Genomic DNA, 19,208 nt, shown 5'->3' on the forward strand with positions numbered 1-19,208 from the left:
TTGCCGTTATCGGAAGGCGGGGCTGTTTCCGCGGCTATGCGTGAAACAGCCGATACGGACCCCGCCATCGTCAGGCAGAAGCCGGGTCTTGCGATTGCCGTCTTTCTAGTCCTTGTCACGATTTTCGTCACCGTCTTCAAATTCCCGCCGATCCTCGACTATCCCAACCATTATGCCCGCATGTGGCTGCTCGCCGGCGGCATCGACACGCCGCCCTTTCGCGAAATCTATGCGCTCGATTGGAACAGGACCTTTACCAATGTTGGCATCGATCTCGCCGCTTATTGGCTGGGGCCGCTGATCGGCGTTTCGCTACTGGCACGCGGCTTCCTCTTTTTGGCGATCGTGCTGCCGCCGCTTGGCGCGATCGCCCTGCATAGGCGGCTGCATGGCGGCGGTTATTATTGGCAGATCGGCATATTGTATTTCGCCTGGTGCGCGACACTGATTGGCGGCTTTATCAATTTCCAGGTCGGGCTCGGCATGGCGCTGCTTTTCGCGACTGCCGACCATGCGCTGCAGTCTCGCAATCCGGCTATGCTGTTCGTCTGGCGCCTGTTTGCCGGCCTGCTGCTGACCGTGATGCATATTTTTTCGCTAGGCTTCTATATGGCGCTCGTCTGCGGTCTCGAATTCTCGCCGACGATGGCGGTCTTGAGATCGCCCAGCGCATGCCTGCATCTGTGCGGCAGGATTTTGATCGCGATGCTGGCCTGCACCCTTCCGGCGATCTGTCTATTCCTCTACCAGCCTGTCCTGCCGGATGGCGGCGGCGGCCTGGATGCATCCTGGAACGATTCATTCGTGCTGATCCTGGCCAACCTCATGTCTGCACTGTGGAGTTATGCGCTGCTGGCCGACATGCTGCTCCTGATCCCACTGATCCTTGTCTGCAGCTATGCGGCTCGCACGCGCCGCCTGTCAGTTCATGCCGGCATGGCGATCGCGACTGCCGGTCTGCTGCTGCTGGCCTGCGTTGCGCCGCGTCACGTGCTCGGCACCGGCTGGATCAGCTGGCGTTTTCCGATCATGACGGCGCTGGCGGCCATGGTGATGATCTGCCCGTTGCCGCGCCTGCCGCGCCACCAGGCCTTTTTCGTCATGCTGATGCTCTCGATGGTCGTGTTCGGTCGAGCCGCGTGGATTGGCTTCAACTGGTGGCAGGGGGATGCCGACGCCGCGGCCGTTCGAACTGTGCTTGCGGCCGTGCCCGAGGGAGCGGCCGTCTTGCCGGTCATGCGGCAGCAGAACGAGCACGGCCTTGCGGATCATCGTTATTTCGCCTGGAACCAGGATGCGTTCCGACATTTGCCCGCGCTGGCGGTCCCTTACGCCCACGCCTTCGTGCCGACCATCTTCACCGCCAGAGGTAAGCAGCCGCTAACCGTGTTGCCGCCCTGGAGCGACATCGCAGTGCCGGAAGGCAATCTGTTCTCCGTAAGCCTGCTGGATTGCCCCGACGAGATTTCGGCATTCAGCGGCATTGCACCCTATCTCAAGGACTGGCGGCATCGCTTCGACTTCGTTCTGCTCGTCAATGCCGATGTCAAGGACCGTTTCGGCGGCGCTATTCCGCAAGGCGTCAAGCTTGCTGCCGAAACGAACTTTGCCAAGCTCTATGCCGTCGACAAGACCTTTGTGTCCGCTGCCGATGCGCCGAAGCCGAAAAGCTGCGCCGCACTCGCCGCTGCAAACGGCTAAAGCCTTAAAACGCAACAGGCGACCCTTGCGTGCCGCCTGCTGGCATTGCCTCGTGATGAAGCTTCAGCCTCAGCTCGCTTTCTCAGTCTTTTCCGGCGGCGCCAGAAGCTCGGCGCAGTAGGACGAGCCGCTGACGCCGGGCTGGTCGCCGAGGATTTTGACCGAGCGGATTTCGTAGCTCTGGTTGGTGACGATGTCGGCCTTGCAGCTGAGGGAGCGCTTGCCGGTCTTCTTGCCGTCCTTGTTGACGATGGTGACGTTCTTGTAGCCGCCACGCCAGGTGTAGACGCGATTGCCGCCTTCATCGCGATCTGAGATTGGCGGGCCGTAAGCCGCGAAGAAGCGGCCTGCGGACTGGCCCTGCCAGCGATCCTGAACGGGGTTCTTCGCAAGCAGCGGCAGGGCTGCTGTCGTTGTTGTCGTCGTGGTGCTGCAACCGGCCAGCGCCAGCAACAGTCCAGCCGCGGTCATCATGCGGATATTCATCGTGTCGTCCTTGAGCTTCTGTCACGCATAAGGTTGCGGAAAGGCCGCTGTCCCACGGCATTTTCCACCTGTCCCGCTTAGGGCTTTAGCGCCAAAGCCGGCAAAAGAAAATTCCCATCAGCGTGTACAAACGGGATTTTACCTGATCTGTTGCGTCTTTTGCACGCCGGCATTTTCGGCCGCTGTTTCCTGCCGGTTTTCTAGGCAGATGCGGTTGTAATTTTTTCGTCAAAAATCAGATGCTTTTTTTGATTTTGGTGCTTGTGCATCAAAAATGGCTGGTCTATAGAAGCGCCGCTGGTCACGGAGTGTAGCGCAGTCTGGTAGCGCACCACGTTCGGGACGTGGGGGTCGAGTGTTCGAATCACTCCACTCCGACCAGCTTAAGCCACTGATCTTGTTCCCGAAAAAATCTCCCATTTAAGAGTGCAGTCTGCTCGCCTTGCAAGGCCGGGCGGCGTTTTGCCAATGCCTGATGGCGGCGTTTCGATCAGGCCGTCTCGCTCCTCAAGGACGGGCCTATGAGGCTTTGCCGCAATCCTTCTGGTGCCTGTCGCCTATTTCCCCTTTCATAAGCTCACATCCAAACCGCGCCTCAGGTACGCTTTTACAAAACCGGCTCTTTTTGTCGCCCGAAGCACCATATACAAGGAAGAGGGACGTGCATCCGACTCAGGCGAGAGTTCGGCTGGCAGGTGCTGGAGCGGAGTAACGGAATGGATCTTGTTGACGGGGTGGCCAGATTGGCTGGGGAGACGATCATGGGGCGACGGCAGACCAACAGCGCTTTGCGCAGTAAGGCCGTTGGGAAGAGATTGGGAATCGCTACCGGCTTCAGTGTGCTGGCGTTGAGCGCCGCATTTCTTTTGGGTTCCAGCAGCAATGCCCTGCGTGCCGCCGATTGCGGCAATGTCGCCGGACCTGGGCTGGACTGGAGCGGCTGCAGCAAGACCAATATCATGCTGCAGAGCAGCGACCTTCACGGTGCCAATCTGGCCGGCGCGCATTTCGACAGCACCGATCTCAGCGACACCAATCTGACCTCGGCCAATCTCGAGAAAGCGACTCTGGTGCGTGCCTGGCTGAAGAATGCCAAGGCCGATGGCGCCAACTTCGCAAAGATCGAGGCATATCGCTCCGATTTCAGCAATGCCTCCGCCAATGGCGCGTCCTTTGCCAATGCCGAATTGCAGCGCGCCGAATTTGCCGGCGCGCAGCTGAAGAACGCCGATTTTCAGAAGGCGGAGCTCGGCCGTGCCGATTTCGACAAGGCCGTGCTGACCGGCGCGAATTTCTCCTTCGCCAATCTGTCGCGCGCGACGTTGAACGGCGCAGTGATGGACGGATCGACTTCCTTCAGCGGCGCCTTCATGTATCTGACGCGCATCGAGGGTCTTGATCTTTCGAAGGCAAGCGGTCTGCAGCAGGCGCAGATCAATCTAGCGTGCGGAGATAATACGACTATATTGCCGTCCTGGCTGAAGGCGCCGTCCAGCTGGCCTTGCCCGCCCGATGAGAAGGACTGACAGTCTCTTCGTGACAGAACTTCGAAAGAACAGACCCATGTTCGTAGAAAAAGCGATCCAACGCGACAGCAAGCCCGAATTCTATCGAGAGCTTGCGGATCAGCTGAAGGCCTTGCTTGATGGTGAGCGTGATGGGATTGCCAATGCGGCCAATACCTCGGCGCTGATCTTCCAGATGCTGCCGGAGCTGAATTGGGCGGGCTTTTATTTCCTTCACAGGGAAGACGAGCTTGTGTTGGGGCCGTTTCAAGGCAAGCCCGCTTGTGTCCGCATTGCCGTCGGTCGCGGCGTCTGCGGAACAGCGGTCGAAAGGGCGCAGTCGGTCCTCGTCGAGGATGTGCATGCCTTTCCCGGGCATATCGCCTGCGATGCGGCCTCGCGATCGGAGCTGGTCGTGCCGCTCTTCCGCGATGGGAAGGTCTTCGGCGTCATCGATCTCGACAGCCCGCTGCCCGGCCGCTTCGATGGTGACGATCAGGCCGGTATCGAGGCGCTCGCCGCGATTTATGCGGCCTCAAGCGAGGCAAATGGCTAAGCTGCAGGAAGGGCAGGGTGTCACGCAGTCGTGATCGATATGGCAAATCGATCGCGTGATACCTATATTGGCCCTGCAAACACTCCCTCAGCGCTGCTCGAGCTTCATCCGACCCTCTCCGTGTCCCCAGGACCAGGCCAAGCTCGGAGGGCGTGCCGAGGGGCAAGGAGAACAACAATGGGCAAATACAGCAAGACGGCAGAGGCCATCGCCAAGCTTACCCCTGAGCAGTATCGCGTGACGCAGCAGAGCGGCACGGAACGTCCCGGCTCCGGTGAATATCTCTATAACAAGCAGCCGGGTATCTATGTCGATATCGTCTCGGGCGAGCCGCTTTTTGCTTCCGCCGACAAATTCGACTCCGGCTGCGGCTGGCCGAGCTTCACCAAGCCGATCGAACCCGCCAATGTCAGCGAGTTGACCGACATGTCGCATGGCATGGTGCGCGTCGAAGTGCGCTCGGCCAATGGCGACAGCCATCTCGGCCATGTCTTCCCGGACGGACCGATCGATCGCGGCGGCCTGCGTTATTGCATCAATTCCGCCTCGCTTCGTTTCGTGCCGCGTGACCGCATGGAAGCAGAGGGCTATGGTGCCTATATCGATCAAGTGGAGGATGTAAGATGACAACGGAACGCGCAGTTCTCGCCGGCGGTTGCTTCTGGGGCATGCAGGATCTCATCCGCCGTTACAACGGCGTCATCTCGACGCGCGTCGGCTATAGCGGCGGCGATGTCCCCAACGCCACCTATCGCAATCACGGCACCCATGCCGAGGCGATCGAAATCATTTTCGATCCGCAGAAGATCAGCTATCGCGATCTGCTGGAATTCTTCTTCCAGATCCACGATCCGACCACGCGCAACCGCCAGGGCAACGATGTCGGCTTGAGCTATCGCTCGGCGATCTTCTACACCAGCGAAGAACAGAAGCAGGTCGCGCTGGATACGATCGCCGATGTCGACGCTTCCGGCCTTTGGCCCGGCAAGGTCGTCACTGAGGTCGCCCCCGTCGGCGATTTCTGGCAGGCAGAGCCGGAGCACCAGGATTATCTGGAGCGCTATCCGAACGGCTATACCTGCCACTTCATCCGGCCAGGCTGGAAACTGCCGCGCCGGCAGCCCGACGCAGCGCAGCGCGCGGCGTCCTGATGAAGGGATCGGCCGGCGCTGGCCGGCTAAGCCCTTTCCTCGGCTCATGGGAGGTGAAGCGGCGGATCATCGATCGCTCCAATCGTTCCCTGGTCACATTTGAAGGGCAGGCGTTCGTCACGCCTGTCCAGTTCGAGGAGCATGGCGATACGCGAAGCGGCCATGCGACGCTCAGAAGCAGCCGTACCTACCGGCTCGACCAAGCAGCCGGCGATCTCGTCGTGCGTTTCCCCAATCTTTCGGAATTCATTCGCATCGGCGAGGGCGCCTCACAGCGCGTCACCCACCACTGTGGGGCTGATCTTTATCAGGGCCGCCTGTTCTTTCGCACGCCCGATGCGTGGGCTGAGATGTGGCGCGTGCGCGGACCCAGAAAAAACTATCTGAGCCTCGCGCACTACCGACGCAGTTGACCCAAGCCAATTTCCGGAATGGGAGTTGGTGCTAGCGTTTCCGTCGCCGTGCCTGTACTGCCTTTCCCAGATCTTCCAGCGTGCGCACCGAGGTCGGCCAGTCGATGCAGCCATCGGTGATGCTCTGCCCGTAGACGAGCGGCTTGCCCGGCACGAGATCCTGGCGGCCGGCCACCAGATTGCTCTCCATCATCATGCCCTTGATCCGCCGGTCGCCGGCTGCAACCTGCCCTGCGACCGATGTGACGACGAGCGGCTGGTTTTCCGGGTTCTTGCTGCTGTTGGCGTGGCTTGCGTCGATGATGATACGCGGCTCGAGCCCGGCCTTGATGGACTGTTCCGCTGTCGCCTGCACGCTTTCGGCGTCATAATTGGGCTCTCTGCCGCCTCGCAGGATGATGTGACAATCCTCGTTGCCGCGGGTCGAGGCGATCGCGGCAAGACCTTCCTTGGTCACGGCCGGGAAGTGATGCGGCTGCGATGCCGCGACGATCGCATCGAGCGCAATGCGCACGTCGCCATTCGTGCCGTTCTTGAAGCCGACGGGGCAGGAGAGGCCGGATGCGAGCTGCCGATGCACCTGGCTTTCGGTCGTCCTCGCGCCGATCGCGCCCCAGCTCACCAGATCGGAAATATATTGCGGCGTGATCGTATCGAGATATTCGCAGCCTGCCGGCAGACCGATTTCGTTGACGTCGAACAGCAGCTTGCGGGCGATGCGCAGGCCTTCCTCGATGCGGTAGCTGCCGTCGAGATGCGGGTCGTTGATTAGACCCTTCCAGCCCACCGTCGTGCGTGGCTTCTCGAAATACACGCGCATGATGATTTCGAGATCATCGGCGAAGCGGTCCCGTTGCTCCTTCAGCCGCGCGGCGTAATCGAGCGCTGCGACTGGATCGTGGATGGAGCAAGGGCCGATGACGACGATCAGTCGGTCGTCGTCGTCGCGCAGGATGTTATGAATAGCATTGCGCGCCCCGGTGACGGTCGCTGTCACCGCCTCGTCGCGGGGGATTTCATCGATGATCCGAGATGGCGGCGTCAGCGCCGTGATCTCGACAATGCGCAAGTCGTCAGTGGAATTCAACACGGTATCGGTTCCTTTTTGGGGTCATACCGTGGCGACAAAAAAGCCGCCAGGTATAACTAGCGGCTGTTCGGGTCTTTGCTGTCGTGTCTTTTCTAACTACGCACAGGCCCGTCTCCGCTGAGAGCAGCGGTACGAATAAAATCGTGCGGAATATGCATGAGCGAAAGACATGGACTGTCTCTACGATAAAAAATGCCTGGTGTCGATGACGAAGATTGAGATTCCAGACGGCATACTGCAGAGCCGGCCTTCAGAAAAAATGACTTACCCCTGTCTCGGAAGGATCGGCCCGACTTCGCTGGAAGTAAGGCCGATCCCCATCCGATCAGGGGTCAAGTCAGATCAGATCTCAGTAAAGTGGTCTTAGAAGCTACGCTGGAAGCGGAGAATGCCAGCCCACTGGTCCTGATTGATAGAGTCCCAGTTGGTGTAGGATACTTCCGGCGTGATCTGCAGGTTCTTGACCGGGTTCCACTTGACGTTCGCGGTAGCGGCGAAGATCTTCGAGTCGGTGTAGGCAACCTGAGCGTTCGCCTGCAGCTTTGCGTCGATCGGAACGGTAACGCCGCCCCAAACAGCCCAGTCGCCCCAGCCGATACCCTTGGCAGGGCCGGCGCCATTGGCGTTTGCATACTTGTTCAGCTTGTCGCCATCGGTGTTCCAGCCGCCCATCAAGAAGGCCTTGAAGACGCCGAAGTCGGCATCGACGCGAGCCTTGATGGCGCCTTCTTCGACGATGGAGTCATAACCACCGACGATCTTGAAGCCGAAGTTGCCAGCCTTGTAGCCAGCACCGGCAACGACGTCGGGCAGGTAGTGGTTGGTGCTGTCTTCGCCGTTGGCACCCTTGGCGCCCGAACCGGAGTTGCTGTCTTCAACCGAGACCACAGCCGTGAAGCCGTTGCCGGCGTCGTAGTTGTAGGTCAACTGGTTGAGTTCGTACGGGCCGTCATTGACCACGTCGTCGTTCATGACGCCGCCAGCGTAACCGATATACGAGTTGTACTGGGAGTCAGCTTTACCGATGAGGAAACCGCCGAGGCTGATGTTTGCGAACAGCAGCTTCGTGGTGGTCGCGCCGCCATCCTGCCAGTCCCAACGGATGACCGTGTTGGTCTTCAGCGGGCCATATTCGGTATCGGTCGCAGTGTCGAGGCTCAGATGAGCACGCGTGTGCCAGAGAGTGCCATTGTGGCTGGCTGGGTTGTAGGCGTCGTACCACTTGCCTTCGGTACGGACATAGCCGCCGATCTTGAGGCAGGTTTCGCTGCCCGGGATGAAGAAGTAGCCAGCGCCATATGCGTCGCAGATGCGAACGTATTCCAGCGGTTCCGGCTCGGCAGCAACGATAGCGTCGGCTGCCTGAGCGCCAGAAACTACTGCCAGGGCAGCAGCGGAGCCGAGAAGAAGGCTCTTGATGTTCATAAAAACTCCAATCCAATATAGATTGGGCATAGGCAATCGCGCCGAAAAATCGACGTGCCTTAACCCTATCCCTGTTTAAAAACCCCGACTCGGGAGAAACGGGCCCCACCCGCTTCTGGTCGCATTAAAGACGAATTCCTGCAAAGTTATATGATATATTTTTGTGAGAATGACTTTTTCGTGAAATTTAAGTTCAAGTTGCAAGAATGCAACATGCACAAACAAAATGCTAAGTTCTGCATAATATTGGCTGCGCAATAGTCATCTTGAGGTAGAATAACATTCTTTATAGTATTCAAATATTATTTGATAATATTTATCGCGGCGTACTCGGCCGAATGCAGTTGCCACTTTTAATGGCGTAGACGGCTGTTATCACACCTCGGCGGCAATCGAAGGGTGTCTATTCAGGCCATCGCCAGCTCTTCCGGTCGGTTAGTATGAGGCTGGTCGCTTCGAGGCTGAGACGATGAGTTTGCTCAATATAGAGCCGATCATGATGCCCCAGAGCCCGCTGGTCATGCCGACGATGATGTCGAGCGGCGAACCATAATTGCCGCTTGCCAACAGATGCGAAAGGGAAAGTGCCAGCACGCTGCCGATCATCAGGAGACAAGTGAAGGAGGGGGACTGCGGGTAGGCGAGGCGGGCAAGCATGCCTGCTACGCAGAGCGCAACGGCGCGAAAGATGTCAAACGGATTGCCTAATGCGGCCTGCCAATTGAGATGAGCAAGCGTTACGCCGATAAGCGCCGCAATATACGTCCAGGCAATAATCTTCAAAAATCGGTCTGATATCATGGGGATATGATATAGCAGCGGCGAATACAAACGCCAGCCTGACGCCGCTGCGAAGATCGTTGGCGCACGAATCTAGCGCGCACATTTTATGTGGTTTCGAAATATTCTGTTGCGGCGCGTTAAGGTGTTCGGCCTTCGATTCGCCTTCCTGCTGTGCCGCCGTCAGTGAGTGGACTGGCCGCGTTACCTTCCGGACAGTCATCAATGCTGCTTAAGCTTTCGATACGCGAAGCGCATCTTCATCCTCGTCCAATTGCTCTTCATCGTCTGCGGCAACGGTTGATGATGAACGGCCGAGAAAGGAAAAGACGACGGTCGCCGTCAGGACAGTGATGGCAGTCAGAAGCCAGAGGAGCGCGCCGAAGGCGTTGCTATAACCCAGAATAAGCGTGTCATGCCCGATTGCCGGCACAGTCGACACCGCGGCGGTCAGATTGCCTGTTACTAGCTGCTGCGCAGCCATAGCTGCGTGCTCACCAGCGGATACGCCGAGATTCGATTGAATGAAGGCGGAGAGGATGGCGCTGACGACGGCAAGCGCCACCCCTTCGCCGGCGACGCGGGTGGTGCTGAAAATGCCGGTCGCCATGCCGGCCCGCTCCTTGGGGACCACGCTGACGGCAAGCCCGTCCATCAGGCCCCAGGGCAAGCTGATGCCGACCCCGATCGTCAGCAGCGGACCGATAAGAGCGGATGGGGCCGAGCCGGCGGCAAAATCGCTAAGCCAGAAAAGGCCCGTCGCCGAGATGATGAGGCCGGTGCCGCAGATCGTTGCGGGGCTGAACCAGCGAGTGAGGAGCCCGGCGACGATCGGCAGGATGAGCAGCGGCGCCGAAAGCGCGACCATCATCCGCCCGGCGGCGGTCTCGCTCATGCCTTCGATGCCGACGAAACGTACGGGCAGCAGGATCAGCAAAACGACAAAGGCATAGGCGGGTGCTGCCGCCAGAAGCTGTACGCCGACGAAACGCGGATAGCGAAACAGGCTGAGATCCAGCATGGGTCGCTTCACAACGCGCTCGATGATAGCGAAGGCGAGAAAGAACAGTGCGGCGCCGACCAGCAGGGCGATGACGACCGGGTCACTCCAGCCGGTTTCCGGCGCGCGCAGAACGCCATAGGTGAAGAGCGTCAAGGCAAGTGTGAAGCTCAGTGCGCCCGGCCAATCCAGCCCCGTCGCATCGGGATCCTTGGATTCGCGCAGGAAACAGGCGCCGAGGCCAAGTGCGAGCAATGCCAGCGCAACCACGAGGATGAAGATGGAAGGCCAGCCGAAGGCATCGATCATCAGACCGGAGGCGATCGGCCCAAAGGCGAGACCTACGCCGAAGCTGGAGCCGACGATGCTGAAAGCACGCATCCTTGCCGCCCCATCGAACTCCTGAGCCAGCGAAGCCATCCCACCGGAAAAGGCGGCTGCGGCGCCGAGACCCTGCAGTGCCCTCAGTATATCGAACCAGACGATGTTGTTGGCCAGCGCCAATCCGGCTGAGAACAGCGCGAAGCAACCGACGCCGGTCAGAAAGATGCGTCGGCGGCCAAAGCTGTCTGCCAGCGCGCCCGAGGCCATCAGGCAACTGCCGAAGCTCAGCATGAAGGCGTTGGTGACCCAGTTGAGCGCGATCGGGCTGCCGCCGAGCATGCGGCTGATGGCCGGCAGGGCGACGGCTGGGCCGGTGAATGTCAGCGGCATCGCCGCTGCAGCGCAGCAGACTGCGACAAGGACGAAGAATTTCTCGGTCGGACTTGCGACCTTTGTCTGGGGAGAGGTCATCGGATTACCGTTGGGTTCGAGCAAGGAAGGAAGCGACAGGCAACCCTGGGAGTGATGTTGGCCGAAGGCCCGCGCCTGCACTTCAAATGACCTGAGCAAGATATATTTGCTGCAATCGGATGATAATTGCCCTATTTCTCCATATATACCGGAAGAAAACTCTCGAATGGAGCGCGCCCATGGATCGTTTAAGCGGATTGACGGCTTTCGTTCGCACTGCGGATCTCGGCAGCTTTGCCGCTGCCGGACGCGTGCTCGGCCTTTCGGCCTCCGCTGTCGGCAAGGCGGTCAGCAATCTGGAGCATCAGCTTGGCGTCCGGTTGCTGCAGCGTTCCACGCGCAGCATTCGGTTGACCGAGGAAGGGCGGCTCTTTCACGAGCGCTGCCGGCGCGTGCTTGACGATCTCGACGATGCGCAAGCCTCGCTTGCGCAGGCGGTCGCGGTGCCGCGCGGGCGGCTGCGGGTCAGCGTGCCCATCGTCAGTTATCACTTCCTCTTGCCCGTCGTGCCGGAATTCGTTGCTCGTTATCCCGAGGTCGAGCTCGACATCGATTTCAACGACCGTATCGTCGATATGATCGAGGAGGGGGTCGATGTCGCGATCCGCAGCGGCGATCTGCCGGATTCGCGGCTGATATCGCGCACCTTGCGCCCGTTTCAGATGTTGCTCTGCGCCGCGCCCAGCTATCTCGATCGCTTCGGCATTCCCGATTGCCCGCGTGATCTCAACGAGCATCTGGCCGTCAGATTTCGCTTTCCCAATAGCGGTAAGCTGCTGGCTTGGCCTCTAACCATGCCGGAAGGCGAGCCGGATCTGCGCATGCGAACGGCCTTCTCCTGCAACAATATGGAAGCGGTGCGCGGCGCGACCGTTGCCGGCCTCGGCATCGGCTGCATGCCGGATTTCCTCGTGCGCAGTACGCTTGCGGAAGGAAAGCTCAGAACGGTTCTCGGCGATTTCATCGACGAACCCGGCCATTTCCATCTGCTCTGGCCATCCAACCGCCATATGTCGCCCAAGGTTCGAGTTCTTGTCGATTTCCTCAGCGAGAGGCTTTTCGCGAAAAGCTGCGATGTTTTGCCGGCAACGACTGCGGCTTAGGCCAAAGGTTTTGCCGCTGATTCAAATAGCGTCTGTTTGATCAGAGAAATAATTTCTGGAATTGCCTGGGAAGCAGTTGTCGCAGGAGTTCGATTTTGCGACGGTGTCGGTTTCACATGCAGATTTGTCGCGCTGATCCGCGGCTTATGCAGCCTAATCTGGAAATCCCAATGAGCCGCTTCTGGAGCCCGATTGTTCATTCCTTGATCCCCTATGTCGCCGGCGAGCAGCCGACGACCGGTGGAATAACCAAACTCAATACCAATGAGAGCCCTTACGGTCCTTCGCCACTTGCCCTGGAGGCGATCTCGAAAGCGACGTTCGATACGCTTCGGCTCTATCCCGATCCGACCGCGCGGGAACTGCGCGTCGCAATCGCCGAGAGTTTCGGGCTCGATAAGGACGAGGTCTTCGTCGGCAATGGATCGGACGAGGTTTTGGCCCATACGTTCCAGGCGCTGCTCAATCATGAAGAGCCCCTGCTTTTCCCCGATATTACCTATAGCTTCTATCCCACCTATTGCCGCCTCTATGGGATCGAGTTCCGGCAGGTTCCGGTCGATGCCGAAATGCGCGTCCGACTTGACGATTATCGCCAGCCCTGCGGCGCGATCATCCTGCCCAATCCCAATGCACCCACGGGGATCGGCCTGCCTCTGGCAGATATCGAAAGCCTCCTCAAGGATCATCCCGATCAGGTCGTTGTTATCGACGAAGCCTATGTCGATTTCGGCGGCGAGAGCGCGGTTCCATTCGTCCGCACATATCCGAATCTGCTTGTCATTCAGACCCTGTCGAAGTCGCGTGGGCTTGCCGGTTTGCGAGTGGGCTTCGCCGTCGGGCAAAGGCCGCTCATAGAGGCACTGGAAAGGGTCAAGGACAGCTTCAATTCCTATCCTCTTGATCGGCTTGCGCAGGCAGGTGCCATAGCGGCCTGGAAGGATCGGGACTGGTTCGAGCGCTATCGCGCCATGATCATCGCCAGCCGAGAACGGCTGGCTGTCGACCTTAGAGAACTGGGCTTTCACGTCCTCCCGTCATCCACCAATTTTCTTTTCGCGCGGCATCCGAGCCGGCCAGGCTCGGAACTGGCCGCAGAGCTGCGAAGCAGAAACATCCTGGTAAGACGGTTCTCGGCGGAGCGTATCGACGATTTCCTGCGTATCACGATCGGTACGGATGAGGAATGCGACCGGCTGTTGGCGGCCCTTGGCGAGATATTGAGTTGATTGGCAGCCGCGAAAGGACTGCTCCGAGACTTGCTGTTAAAGGTGGTGATTTGCTTTCAATCTAACCAACTGTGGTCGTGCTGCCGCCGCAAAGCGGCAAGTGAAAAAGACGGCGGAGCCGAGCCCGCCGCCTTCTCTCATTACATGCGATAGCGATCAGATGTCGCTTGCCGCGTTCGCCCAGATTTCCGCGGCTTGCGCGGCGGTGACGCGGCGCACGTCCGTTTCATCGCGGCGGCTGGCGAAGAGTTCGCTTGCCATGATCTGCTCGGCGAGATCGGCCGGCAGCGACAGGAGAACACGCTGTCCTTCCTTGTGGATGCCACCAACGTCCGAGCGCTTGCCGGTGATCATGCCGCCGGCGACCGTGTTGTTGCTTTCGGGATCGATGAGGATGAAGGAGCCCGTCGAGCGGTTCTGCTCGTAGGGGTCGAAGATGGCGCTCTCGTCGAAGGTCAGGCGAACCTTGCCGATTGCGTTCATCCAGAGCGCCTGCGCCGGTGCCCACGCGCCGGTCTTCAGCTCGAGTTGGGCAATCGGCTGAACCTGAACACGCTGACGGCGGCTGCCGCTCTTCAGCCAATAGCGCTTGCCGGGTTCGATGCCTTCCGGCTGCAGCGCGACGATCTGGGCATCGAAGGAAAGGCCCGTCTGCGGTTGGCTGTCGATGGCGACGATCATGTCGCCGCGCGATACGTCCACCTGGCGGTCGAGAACGAGGGTGATGGCATCGCCGGCAACCGCCGCGTTGCGCACGAGGTCGAAGGTGACGATCTTCGAGACATTGGCGACCATGCCCGAGGGCAGGATCATGACGCTATCGCCGGGCTTGACCGAGCCGCCGGCAACCGTGCCCTGATAGCCGCGGAAGCTTTCGCCGGGGCGGGAGACGCGTTGCACCGAAAGTCGGAAGCCGACCGTCTGCGACGAGCGAACAGTCGCCAGTTCCAGCGTTTCGACCAGCGTCGGACCGGTGTACCACGGCATGGCGGCTTGGCCGGAATAGACGACGTTTTCACCCTTCAGCGCCGACATCGGGATGGCGGTGATCTGCTTGACGCCGAGCGACAAGGCAAACTCGCGGAAGTCGTTGGAAATCTTCTCGAAACCGGCGCGGTCGTAATTCGTCAGGTCGATCTTGTTGACGGCGAGCACGAACTGCCTGATGCCGAGCAGCGACGCGATCGTCGCATGGCGGCGGGTCTGCTCGAGGATGCCCATGCGTGCATCGACCAGCAGCACGGCGAGATCGGCGGTCGAGGCACCGGTTGCCATGTTGCGGGTGTATTGCTCGTGGCCGGGCGTGTCGGCAACGATGAAGGAACGCTTGTCGGTCGAGAAATAGCGATAGGCGACATCGATGGTGATGCCCTGTTCGCGCTCGGCCTGCAGACCGTCGAGCAGCAGCGCGAAGTCGGGCAGGCCGAGATCGTTCTGCTTGCCGGTGGAATCGCGCTGCAGCGTGGCGGCCTGGTCTTCCTTGACCGCCTTGGTGTCCCACAGGAGGCGGCCGATCAGCGTGGACTTGCCGTCATCGACGCTGCCGCAGGTAATCAGGCGAAGCGGGCGCGAATCGCGGAGAGCCTTGGCCGGTTCGGCGGCAGACCCAACAGCAGGCCCAACAACAGGCATCGTGACGATGTTGGCGTTTGCGGTCATCTCAGAAATATCCTTCACGCTTCTTCTTTTCCATGGAGCCGGACTGGTCGCGGTCGATAGCGCGGCCTTGCCGTTCGGAAACCGTGGCGATTTCCAGCTCTGCAATAATGTCTTCCAGTGTCGTCGCAGTGGAACGGATGGCCCCGGTCAATGGGAAGCAGCCGAGGGTGCGGAAGCGGATCACTTCCTCGCGCTTGGTTTCGCCCGGCAGCAGCTCGAGCCTTGGATCTGCTGCCATGATCATCATGCCGTCGCGCTCGACGATCGGGCGCTTGGCCGCGAAATAGAGCGGCACGATCGGGATTTCCTCGGCCTGGATGTAGCGCCAGATATCCACTTCGGTCCAGTTGGAGAGCGGGAAGACGCGAACGCTTTCGCCCCTGCGGATCTGGCCGTTATAGATGTTCCAGAGTTCCGGGCGCTGATTGCGCGGATCCCAGCGATGGTCCGGCGTGCGGAAGGAATAGATGCGTTCCTTGGCGCGCGAGGCTTCCTCGTCGCGGCGAGCACCGCCGAAAGCGGCGTCGAACTGGCCGGCATCGAGCGCATGGCGCAGCGCTTCCGTCTTCATGATGTCGGTATAGCGGGCCGAGCCATAGGTGAAGGGCGTGATGTTCTCCGCCTTGCCGCGCGGATTGATATGCTCGATCAGATCGAGATCGTACTTCTTCACGATCTCGTCGCGGAAGGTGATCATCTCGGCGAATTTCCAGCCGGTGTTCACATGCAGGAGCGGGAAGGGGACGCGGCCGGGATAGAAGGCCTTGCGCGCCAGATGCAGCAGCACCGACGAATCCTTGCCGATCGAATAGAGCATGACGGGACGCTCGAACTCGGCAGCAACCTCACGGAAGATATGAATCGCTTCGTTTTCGAGCGCCTTCAGATGCGGATCGAGGGGCGGCTTTACGCTTTGCGGATTGGAGATTTCCGTATCCGGACGGCTATCGGGCATTGATGACTCCAGAACTTTCAAATGTCCCGACCGAAACTGGGTCGGAGAGAATGGGTGCGTTGGTTCCCGGTTGAACAGCGGCGTAGGAAACGCGCTTCGGATCGATCCCGGGAGCCGGCGGACATATTATTGTGCTGTTGCGGCAGTGCCTTCTTCGTGGACATGCAGGCCGCATTCGCGCTTTTCATCGTTTTCCCACCACCAGCGGCCAGCGCGCTCGGGCTCGCCCGGCTTGATGGCACGAGTGCAGGGTTCGCAGCCGATCGAGGGATAGCCGCGTGCATGCAGCGGGTTCACCGGAACGCTGTTGTCGGCGACATAGGCTCGGATCGCGTCGATATCCCAATCGGCAAGCGGGTTGATCTTGACCAGGTTGCGCTCGGGGTCGAATTCGGCGAAGGGCGTATCGGCGCGGTTGGCGGACTGGCCGCGGCGCAGGCCGGTGATCCAGATGCTGGCGCCCGAAAGTGCTCGCGCAAGCGGCTTCAGCTTGCGCACGCCGCAACAGGCATGCCTGGCTTCGACGCTCTCATAGAAACCGTTCAGACCGTATTTTGCGGCATAGGCGTCGATATCGGCCTGTTCCGGCTCGTAGCGGACGATCTTGATATCGTATTGGCTTTCCGTCTCGTCGATCAGGGCGAGCGTTTCCGGGAAGAGACGGCCGGTGTGCAGGGTTGCCACTTCGATCGGCAGGCGGTGATTGCCGATCTCCGCCGTGATCACCTGATCTTCGATCCCGAGCGACGTTGTAAACACGGTACGGCCACCGAGGCCGGCCACGAGAGACAGACGGCCGGCAAGATCGAGCGATGCAAGCTGGCTGTTGAGCGTCGCGGCATCTTCAATAAAGGTAATGGCAGTCATGGGAATCCTGTCCTGATGTTGCCGGGAGTATCGCAGTTCGTAACGGCAGCGGACAGAAAAATAGATTTCGAAAGGGAGCGGCTGGAGAGTAAATATCTCCATGAAGCAGCACCGATAAGGAAAAGCGACCGCCTCGGCTGTTAACCGAGGCGTTTTGCCGCCGGAGCGGCCCTTCGGAAGCACTCGATATGACTGACCATGTTTAAGTGCTTGCTTTAATGTCTATAGAAATAGTAGAGTTACACATAGCTTGTCAAATGGAAATCGGAAGTGATGCCCAAAATGATGCGCTGCGGTGGATTTTGCGCTAAACTATTGGCATAGCGACGAAGAATGACAACAAGTCTGGGTTGCTAACGTTTCCTGGCCGTGCGCCAAGGGTGTGAGTGCTTCGACATTGCCCCGGGGACGAGGGCTGAGGAGTTCTATAGCGGACCGGCCGAATCGCTCGACCGGACGTATCGCATGTGTGTGTGAAGCGGTTCGAAATGATTACTCAGAAAGCAAAATATGCGCTGCGGGCGCTGTCTGCCTTGGCCCAATCCGAGGCGGGCGAGCCGATGATGATTTCCGACATCGCCGCCCAGCAGAAGATCCCGAAGAAATTCCTCGAACAGATCCTTCTCGACCTGAAGCATCAGGGCATTGTCATCAGCCGTCGCGGCAAGCAGGGCGGTTATCTCCTGCGCAAGCCGGCGGATGAGATCACCTTCGGCGAAATCCTGCGGGTCATCGATGGGCCGCTGGCGCCGCTACCCTGTCTCTCGCTCACCGCCTATCGTCGCTGCGACGACTGCGACGGTGAGCAGAACTGCGAGATCCGCCACGTCTTTGCCCGGGTGGCGGATGCGACCCGCAAGGTTCTCTTCTCTACGACCATAGCCGATGCCATCGCTCAGCCTGATGGCGCGGAAGTCGCCAGGCTGATGGCTTAGAGCAGTTCCAGCAAAAGTGCGAAGCGGTTTTGCGTCCGGAACTGCGTAAAAATAAGAAGATAGAGCGTTTTCGCGATTCGAAGGAAAGCGGAAATGCTCCGGCAGGTCAAGGCCGGGAAGGCCTACCATGTGCCTTTCTCCGGCATCGGCAGAGCTTCGGCATTCAGTGGGTGGCATGTTCCTCGCCGCCTTCCTTTTCCATGGCACGCCGGGCGCGGATTGCTGCTGCGATGAAGACACGGGACAGCCCATGATACAAGGGCTCGCGCGACAGTAGCCGTGACGTGACATAGCCGATCATCGATACAGCCATGATCGGGATAACGGCCTGATGATCGCCCGTCATTTCCAGGATGATGACGAAGGCGGTCATCGGCGCCTGCACCACGCCGGCGAAATAGCCGGCCATGCCGAGGATCGCCGCAAGCGCCACGCCGCCGCCTATCAGCGTGCCGACCGTGCTGCCGAAGCCGGCGCCGACGGCAAGTGAGGGGGCGAAGATGCCGCCGGGAATGCCTGATATCATCGACAGGAAGCTTGCCAGCAGCTTCTCGACGAAGAAGAGCAGGGGCAGGGCATGTCCTTCCACCGCGCCGCGGGCTTGCTCGTAACCGGTGCCGAAGGTTTGGCCGCCGGAGAGCACGCCGACGGCGGCAACGATAAAACCACAGAGGCCGGCAAGGATCAGCATGCGTTTCAGCGGCTGCGGTTGTGCCCAGCGACGGATGCGAATGCCGGCATAAAGCGCCAGCCCGCTGAAGGTGGCGCCGAGTGCGCCACCGCCGACACCGCAGATCAGCATGACAATCCAGTCCCGAAGCATCGTCGGCGCCGCATCGGCCGTGCCGAAATAATTATAGCTGCCGGAAAGGCCGAGTGCGGCAAGGCCGGAAAGAATGACGGCGGTCAGAACCAGACCGTTGGCGCGCGACTCATAGGTGCGGCTCATTTCCTCGATGGCAAAGACGATACCTGCAAGCGGCGTGTTGAAGGCGGCCGCGATGCCGGCGGCGGAGCCGGCAAGGATCAGCCCCTTCGCCTGCGCCATGCCGCCGAAGCGGGCAACGGCCAGCATGAAGGACGCGCCGACCTGCACCGTCGGCCCCTCACGGCCAATCGAGGCGCCGCTCAAAAGGCCCAATATAGTCAGCACGATCTTGCCGAAGGCGAGCCGCAGCGACAACAGCTTGGTGCGATCCTCTTCATGATGCAGATGTCGCGCGGCAATCGCCTGCGGAATGCCGCTCCCTTGCGAATTGGGAAACAGCGTCGCAGCCAGATACGCCGATAAAACGAAACCGAGCGGCGTCAGCGCGAGCGGCAGCAGCCACATCCATTCGCCCGATTGCGTCACACCGGTAAAAGCCCGCTGCGCCACATCGGCGAGCTTGGCAAAGCCGACACTGATAACACCGATCGCTAGAGCACCCGTCCAGAACACCAAACGCGGTCGCCAGAGATTGAATGAGCCCCAGATGACGCGGGAACGGCGGAGCAGCTTGGACTTGCGGTAGATAGGGGGCATGGGACGTGTACCGTTATGCTGGCCCGCATGCCC

18 protein-coding genes and 1 tRNA gene are annotated in these 19,208 nt (G+C 59.9%); 10 read left to right on the forward strand and 9 right to left on the reverse strand.

The features are described from left to right. Window positions 1-36: 36 nt before the first annotated feature. Window positions 37-1,701, forward strand: a complete 1,665-nt coding sequence (locus I8E17_RS02865) for a hypothetical protein (protein WP_069613806.1) — start codon at window positions 37-39, stop codon at window positions 1,699-1,701. Window positions 1,702-1,770: 69 nt separating this feature from the next. On the opposite strand, the gene I8E17_RS02870 is transcribed toward I8E17_RS02865, so the two are convergent. Next, the gene (locus tag I8E17_RS02870; protein ID WP_069613807.1) at window positions 1,771-2,187 is read right to left on the reverse strand and encodes a hypothetical protein; all 417 of its coding nucleotides are present in this window, start codon (window positions 2,185-2,187) and stop codon (window positions 1,771-1,773) included. A 304-nt stretch (window positions 2,188-2,491) separates the two neighbouring features. On the opposite strand from I8E17_RS02870, the gene I8E17_RS02875 reads away from it, so the two are divergent. The 6 genes from I8E17_RS02875 (at window position 2,492) to I8E17_RS02900 (ending at window position 5,812) form a co-directional block, all read left to right on the forward strand. Next, window positions 2,492-2,568, forward strand: a tRNA-Pro gene (locus I8E17_RS02875). Between the two features lie 434 nt (window positions 2,569-3,002). Continuing rightward, complete coding sequence (locus I8E17_RS02880; RefSeq protein WP_112724068.1) at window positions 3,003-3,713, forward strand: pentapeptide repeat-containing protein; 711 nt, start codon at window positions 3,003-3,005, stop codon at window positions 3,711-3,713. Between the two features lie 37 nt (window positions 3,714-3,750). Beyond that, window positions 3,751-4,248: a GAF domain-containing protein gene (locus I8E17_RS02885; RefSeq protein WP_069613809.1), complete on the forward strand. Its 498-nt coding sequence runs from the start codon at window positions 3,751-3,753 to the stop codon at window positions 4,246-4,248. 177 nt (window positions 4,249-4,425) lie between these two features. Continuing rightward, window positions 4,426-4,875 carry a peptide-methionine (R)-S-oxide reductase MsrB gene (gene msrB, locus I8E17_RS02890; protein WP_069613810.1) on the forward strand — a complete coding sequence of 150 codons (450 nt, stop codon included), beginning with the start codon at window positions 4,426-4,428 and terminating at the stop codon, window positions 4,873-4,875. Continuing rightward, on the forward strand, window positions 4,872-5,399 hold the full coding sequence (msrA, locus tag I8E17_RS02895) for a peptide-methionine (S)-S-oxide reductase MsrA (protein WP_069613811.1): 528 nt from the start codon (window positions 4,872-4,874) through the stop codon (window positions 5,397-5,399). Before msrB ends, msrA begins: the two co-directional genes overlap by 4 nt. Continuing rightward, a complete protein-coding gene (locus I8E17_RS02900) occupies window positions 5,399-5,812 on the forward strand; it encodes a DUF6314 family protein (RefSeq protein WP_069613812.1) in 414 nt (137 codons plus the stop codon). The genes msrA and I8E17_RS02900 overlap by 1 nt, the downstream gene beginning before the upstream one ends. Before the next feature lie 31 nt (window positions 5,813-5,843). Here I8E17_RS02900 and I8E17_RS02905 read toward each other — a convergent pair whose 3' ends face one another. The 4 genes from I8E17_RS02905 to I8E17_RS02920 form a co-directional block, all read right to left on the reverse strand. After that, a complete protein-coding gene (locus tag I8E17_RS02905; protein WP_069613813.1) occupies window positions 5,844-6,902 on the reverse strand; it encodes a 3-deoxy-7-phosphoheptulonate synthase in 1,059 nt (352 codons plus the stop codon). A 363-nt stretch (window positions 6,903-7,265) separates the two neighbouring features. Next, window positions 7,266-8,327, reverse strand: a complete 1,062-nt coding sequence (locus I8E17_RS02910; RefSeq protein ID WP_069613814.1) for a porin — start codon at window positions 8,325-8,327, stop codon at window positions 7,266-7,268. 435 nt (window positions 8,328-8,762) lie between these two features. After that, window positions 8,763-9,110 (reverse strand): hypothetical protein, encoded by a 348-nt coding sequence (locus tag I8E17_RS02915; RefSeq protein WP_069613815.1) that lies wholly within the window; start codon window positions 9,108-9,110, stop codon window positions 8,763-8,765. A 229-nt stretch (window positions 9,111-9,339) separates the two neighbouring features. Continuing rightward, window positions 9,340-10,902 (reverse strand): MFS transporter, encoded by a 1,563-nt coding sequence (locus I8E17_RS02920; RefSeq protein WP_069613874.1) that lies wholly within the window; start codon window positions 10,900-10,902, stop codon window positions 9,340-9,342. 179 nt (window positions 10,903-11,081) lie between these two features. Between I8E17_RS02920 and I8E17_RS02925 the strand changes: the two genes are divergently transcribed. Together I8E17_RS02925 and hisC are read left to right on the forward strand one after the other, a co-directional pair. Continuing rightward, window positions 11,082-12,005, forward strand: a complete 924-nt coding sequence (locus I8E17_RS02925) for a LysR family transcriptional regulator (protein ID WP_069613816.1) — start codon at window positions 11,082-11,084, stop codon at window positions 12,003-12,005. A 170-nt stretch (window positions 12,006-12,175) separates the two neighbouring features. After that, entirely contained in the window at window positions 12,176-13,234 is a 1,059-nt protein-coding gene (gene hisC, locus I8E17_RS02930; protein WP_069613817.1) for a histidinol-phosphate transaminase, read from the forward strand. A gap of 156 nt (window positions 13,235-13,390) precedes the next feature. Here the strand turns inward: hisC and cysN are convergent, their stop codons facing one another. From cysN to I8E17_RS02945, 3 genes are all read right to left on the reverse strand, one after another. Next, on the reverse strand, window positions 13,391-14,893 hold the full coding sequence (gene cysN, locus I8E17_RS02935; RefSeq protein ID WP_069613818.1) for a sulfate adenylyltransferase subunit CysN: 1,503 nt from the start codon (window positions 14,891-14,893) through the stop codon (window positions 13,391-13,393). A 1-nt stretch (window position 14,894) separates the two neighbouring features. Then, complete coding sequence (gene cysD, locus I8E17_RS02940; RefSeq protein ID WP_069613819.1) at window positions 14,895-15,848, reverse strand: sulfate adenylyltransferase subunit CysD; 954 nt, start codon at window positions 15,846-15,848, stop codon at window positions 14,895-14,897. Between the two features lie 126 nt (window positions 15,849-15,974). Next, window positions 15,975-16,715 carry a phosphoadenylyl-sulfate reductase gene (locus I8E17_RS02945; protein WP_069613820.1) on the reverse strand — a complete coding sequence of 247 codons (741 nt, stop codon included), beginning with the start codon at window positions 16,713-16,715 and terminating at the stop codon, window positions 15,975-15,977. Between the two features lie 488 nt (window positions 16,716-17,203). Here I8E17_RS02945 and I8E17_RS02950 point away from each other — a divergent pair, with 488 nt between their 5' ends. After that, window positions 17,204-17,650, forward strand: a complete 447-nt coding sequence (locus tag I8E17_RS02950; RefSeq protein ID WP_069613821.1) for an Rrf2 family transcriptional regulator — start codon at window positions 17,204-17,206, stop codon at window positions 17,648-17,650. A 163-nt stretch (window positions 17,651-17,813) separates the two neighbouring features. Here I8E17_RS02950 and I8E17_RS02955 read toward each other — a convergent pair whose 3' ends face one another. Next, on the reverse strand, window positions 17,814-19,175 hold the full coding sequence (locus tag I8E17_RS02955; protein WP_069613822.1) for a chloride channel protein: 1,362 nt from the start codon (window positions 19,173-19,175) through the stop codon (window positions 17,814-17,816). Window positions 19,176-19,208 lie beyond the last annotated feature (33 nt).

The sequence above is a fragment of the Rhizobium sp. AB2/73 genome (assembly GCF_020871915.1).
Lineage (GTDB): Bacteria > Pseudomonadota > Alphaproteobacteria > Rhizobiales > Rhizobiaceae > Rhizobium > Rhizobium dioscoreae.

Excerpts from the sequence above, each read along its gene's own strand:
- msrA (WP_069613811.1), top strand. The coding sequence starts at position 4,872 with ATGACAACGGAACGCGCAGTTCTCGCCGGCGGTTGCTTCTGGGGCATG.
- msrB (WP_069613810.1), top strand. The coding sequence starts at position 4,426 with ATGGGCAAATACAGCAAGACGGCAGAGGCCATCGCCAAGCTTACCCCT.
- I8E17_RS02920 (WP_069613874.1), bottom strand. The coding sequence starts at position 10,902 with ATGACCTCTCCCCAGACAAAGGTCGCAAGTCCGACCGAGAAATTCTTC.
- I8E17_RS02955 (WP_069613822.1), bottom strand. The coding sequence starts at position 19,175 with ATGCCCCCTATCTACCGCAAGTCCAAGCTGCTCCGCCGTTCCCGCGTC.
- I8E17_RS02870 (WP_069613807.1), bottom strand. The coding sequence starts at position 2,187 with ATGAATATCCGCATGATGACCGCGGCTGGACTGTTGCTGGCGCTGGCC.
- I8E17_RS02945 (WP_069613820.1), bottom strand. The coding sequence starts at position 16,715 with ATGACTGCCATTACCTTTATTGAAGATGCCGCGACGCTCAACAGCCAG.
- I8E17_RS02865 (WP_069613806.1), top strand. The coding sequence starts at position 37 with ATGCGTGAAACAGCCGATACGGACCCCGCCATCGTCAGGCAGAAGCCG.
- I8E17_RS02925 (WP_069613816.1), top strand. The coding sequence starts at position 11,082 with ATGGATCGTTTAAGCGGATTGACGGCTTTCGTTCGCACTGCGGATCTC.
- I8E17_RS02950 (WP_069613821.1), top strand. The coding sequence starts at position 17,204 with ATGATTACTCAGAAAGCAAAATATGCGCTGCGGGCGCTGTCTGCCTTG.
- I8E17_RS02885 (WP_069613809.1), top strand. The coding sequence starts at position 3,751 with ATGTTCGTAGAAAAAGCGATCCAACGCGACAGCAAGCCCGAATTCTAT.
- I8E17_RS02910 (WP_069613814.1), bottom strand. The coding sequence starts at position 8,327 with ATGAACATCAAGAGCCTTCTTCTCGGCTCCGCTGCTGCCCTGGCAGTA.
- cysN (WP_069613818.1), bottom strand. The coding sequence starts at position 14,893 with ATGACCGCAAACGCCAACATCGTCACGATGCCTGTTGTTGGGCCTGCT.
- cysD (WP_069613819.1), bottom strand. The coding sequence starts at position 15,848 with ATGCCCGATAGCCGTCCGGATACGGAAATCTCCAATCCGCAAAGCGTA.
- I8E17_RS02900 (WP_069613812.1), top strand. The coding sequence starts at position 5,399 with ATGAAGGGATCGGCCGGCGCTGGCCGGCTAAGCCCTTTCCTCGGCTCA.
- hisC (WP_069613817.1), top strand. The coding sequence starts at position 12,176 with ATGAGCCGCTTCTGGAGCCCGATTGTTCATTCCTTGATCCCCTATGTC.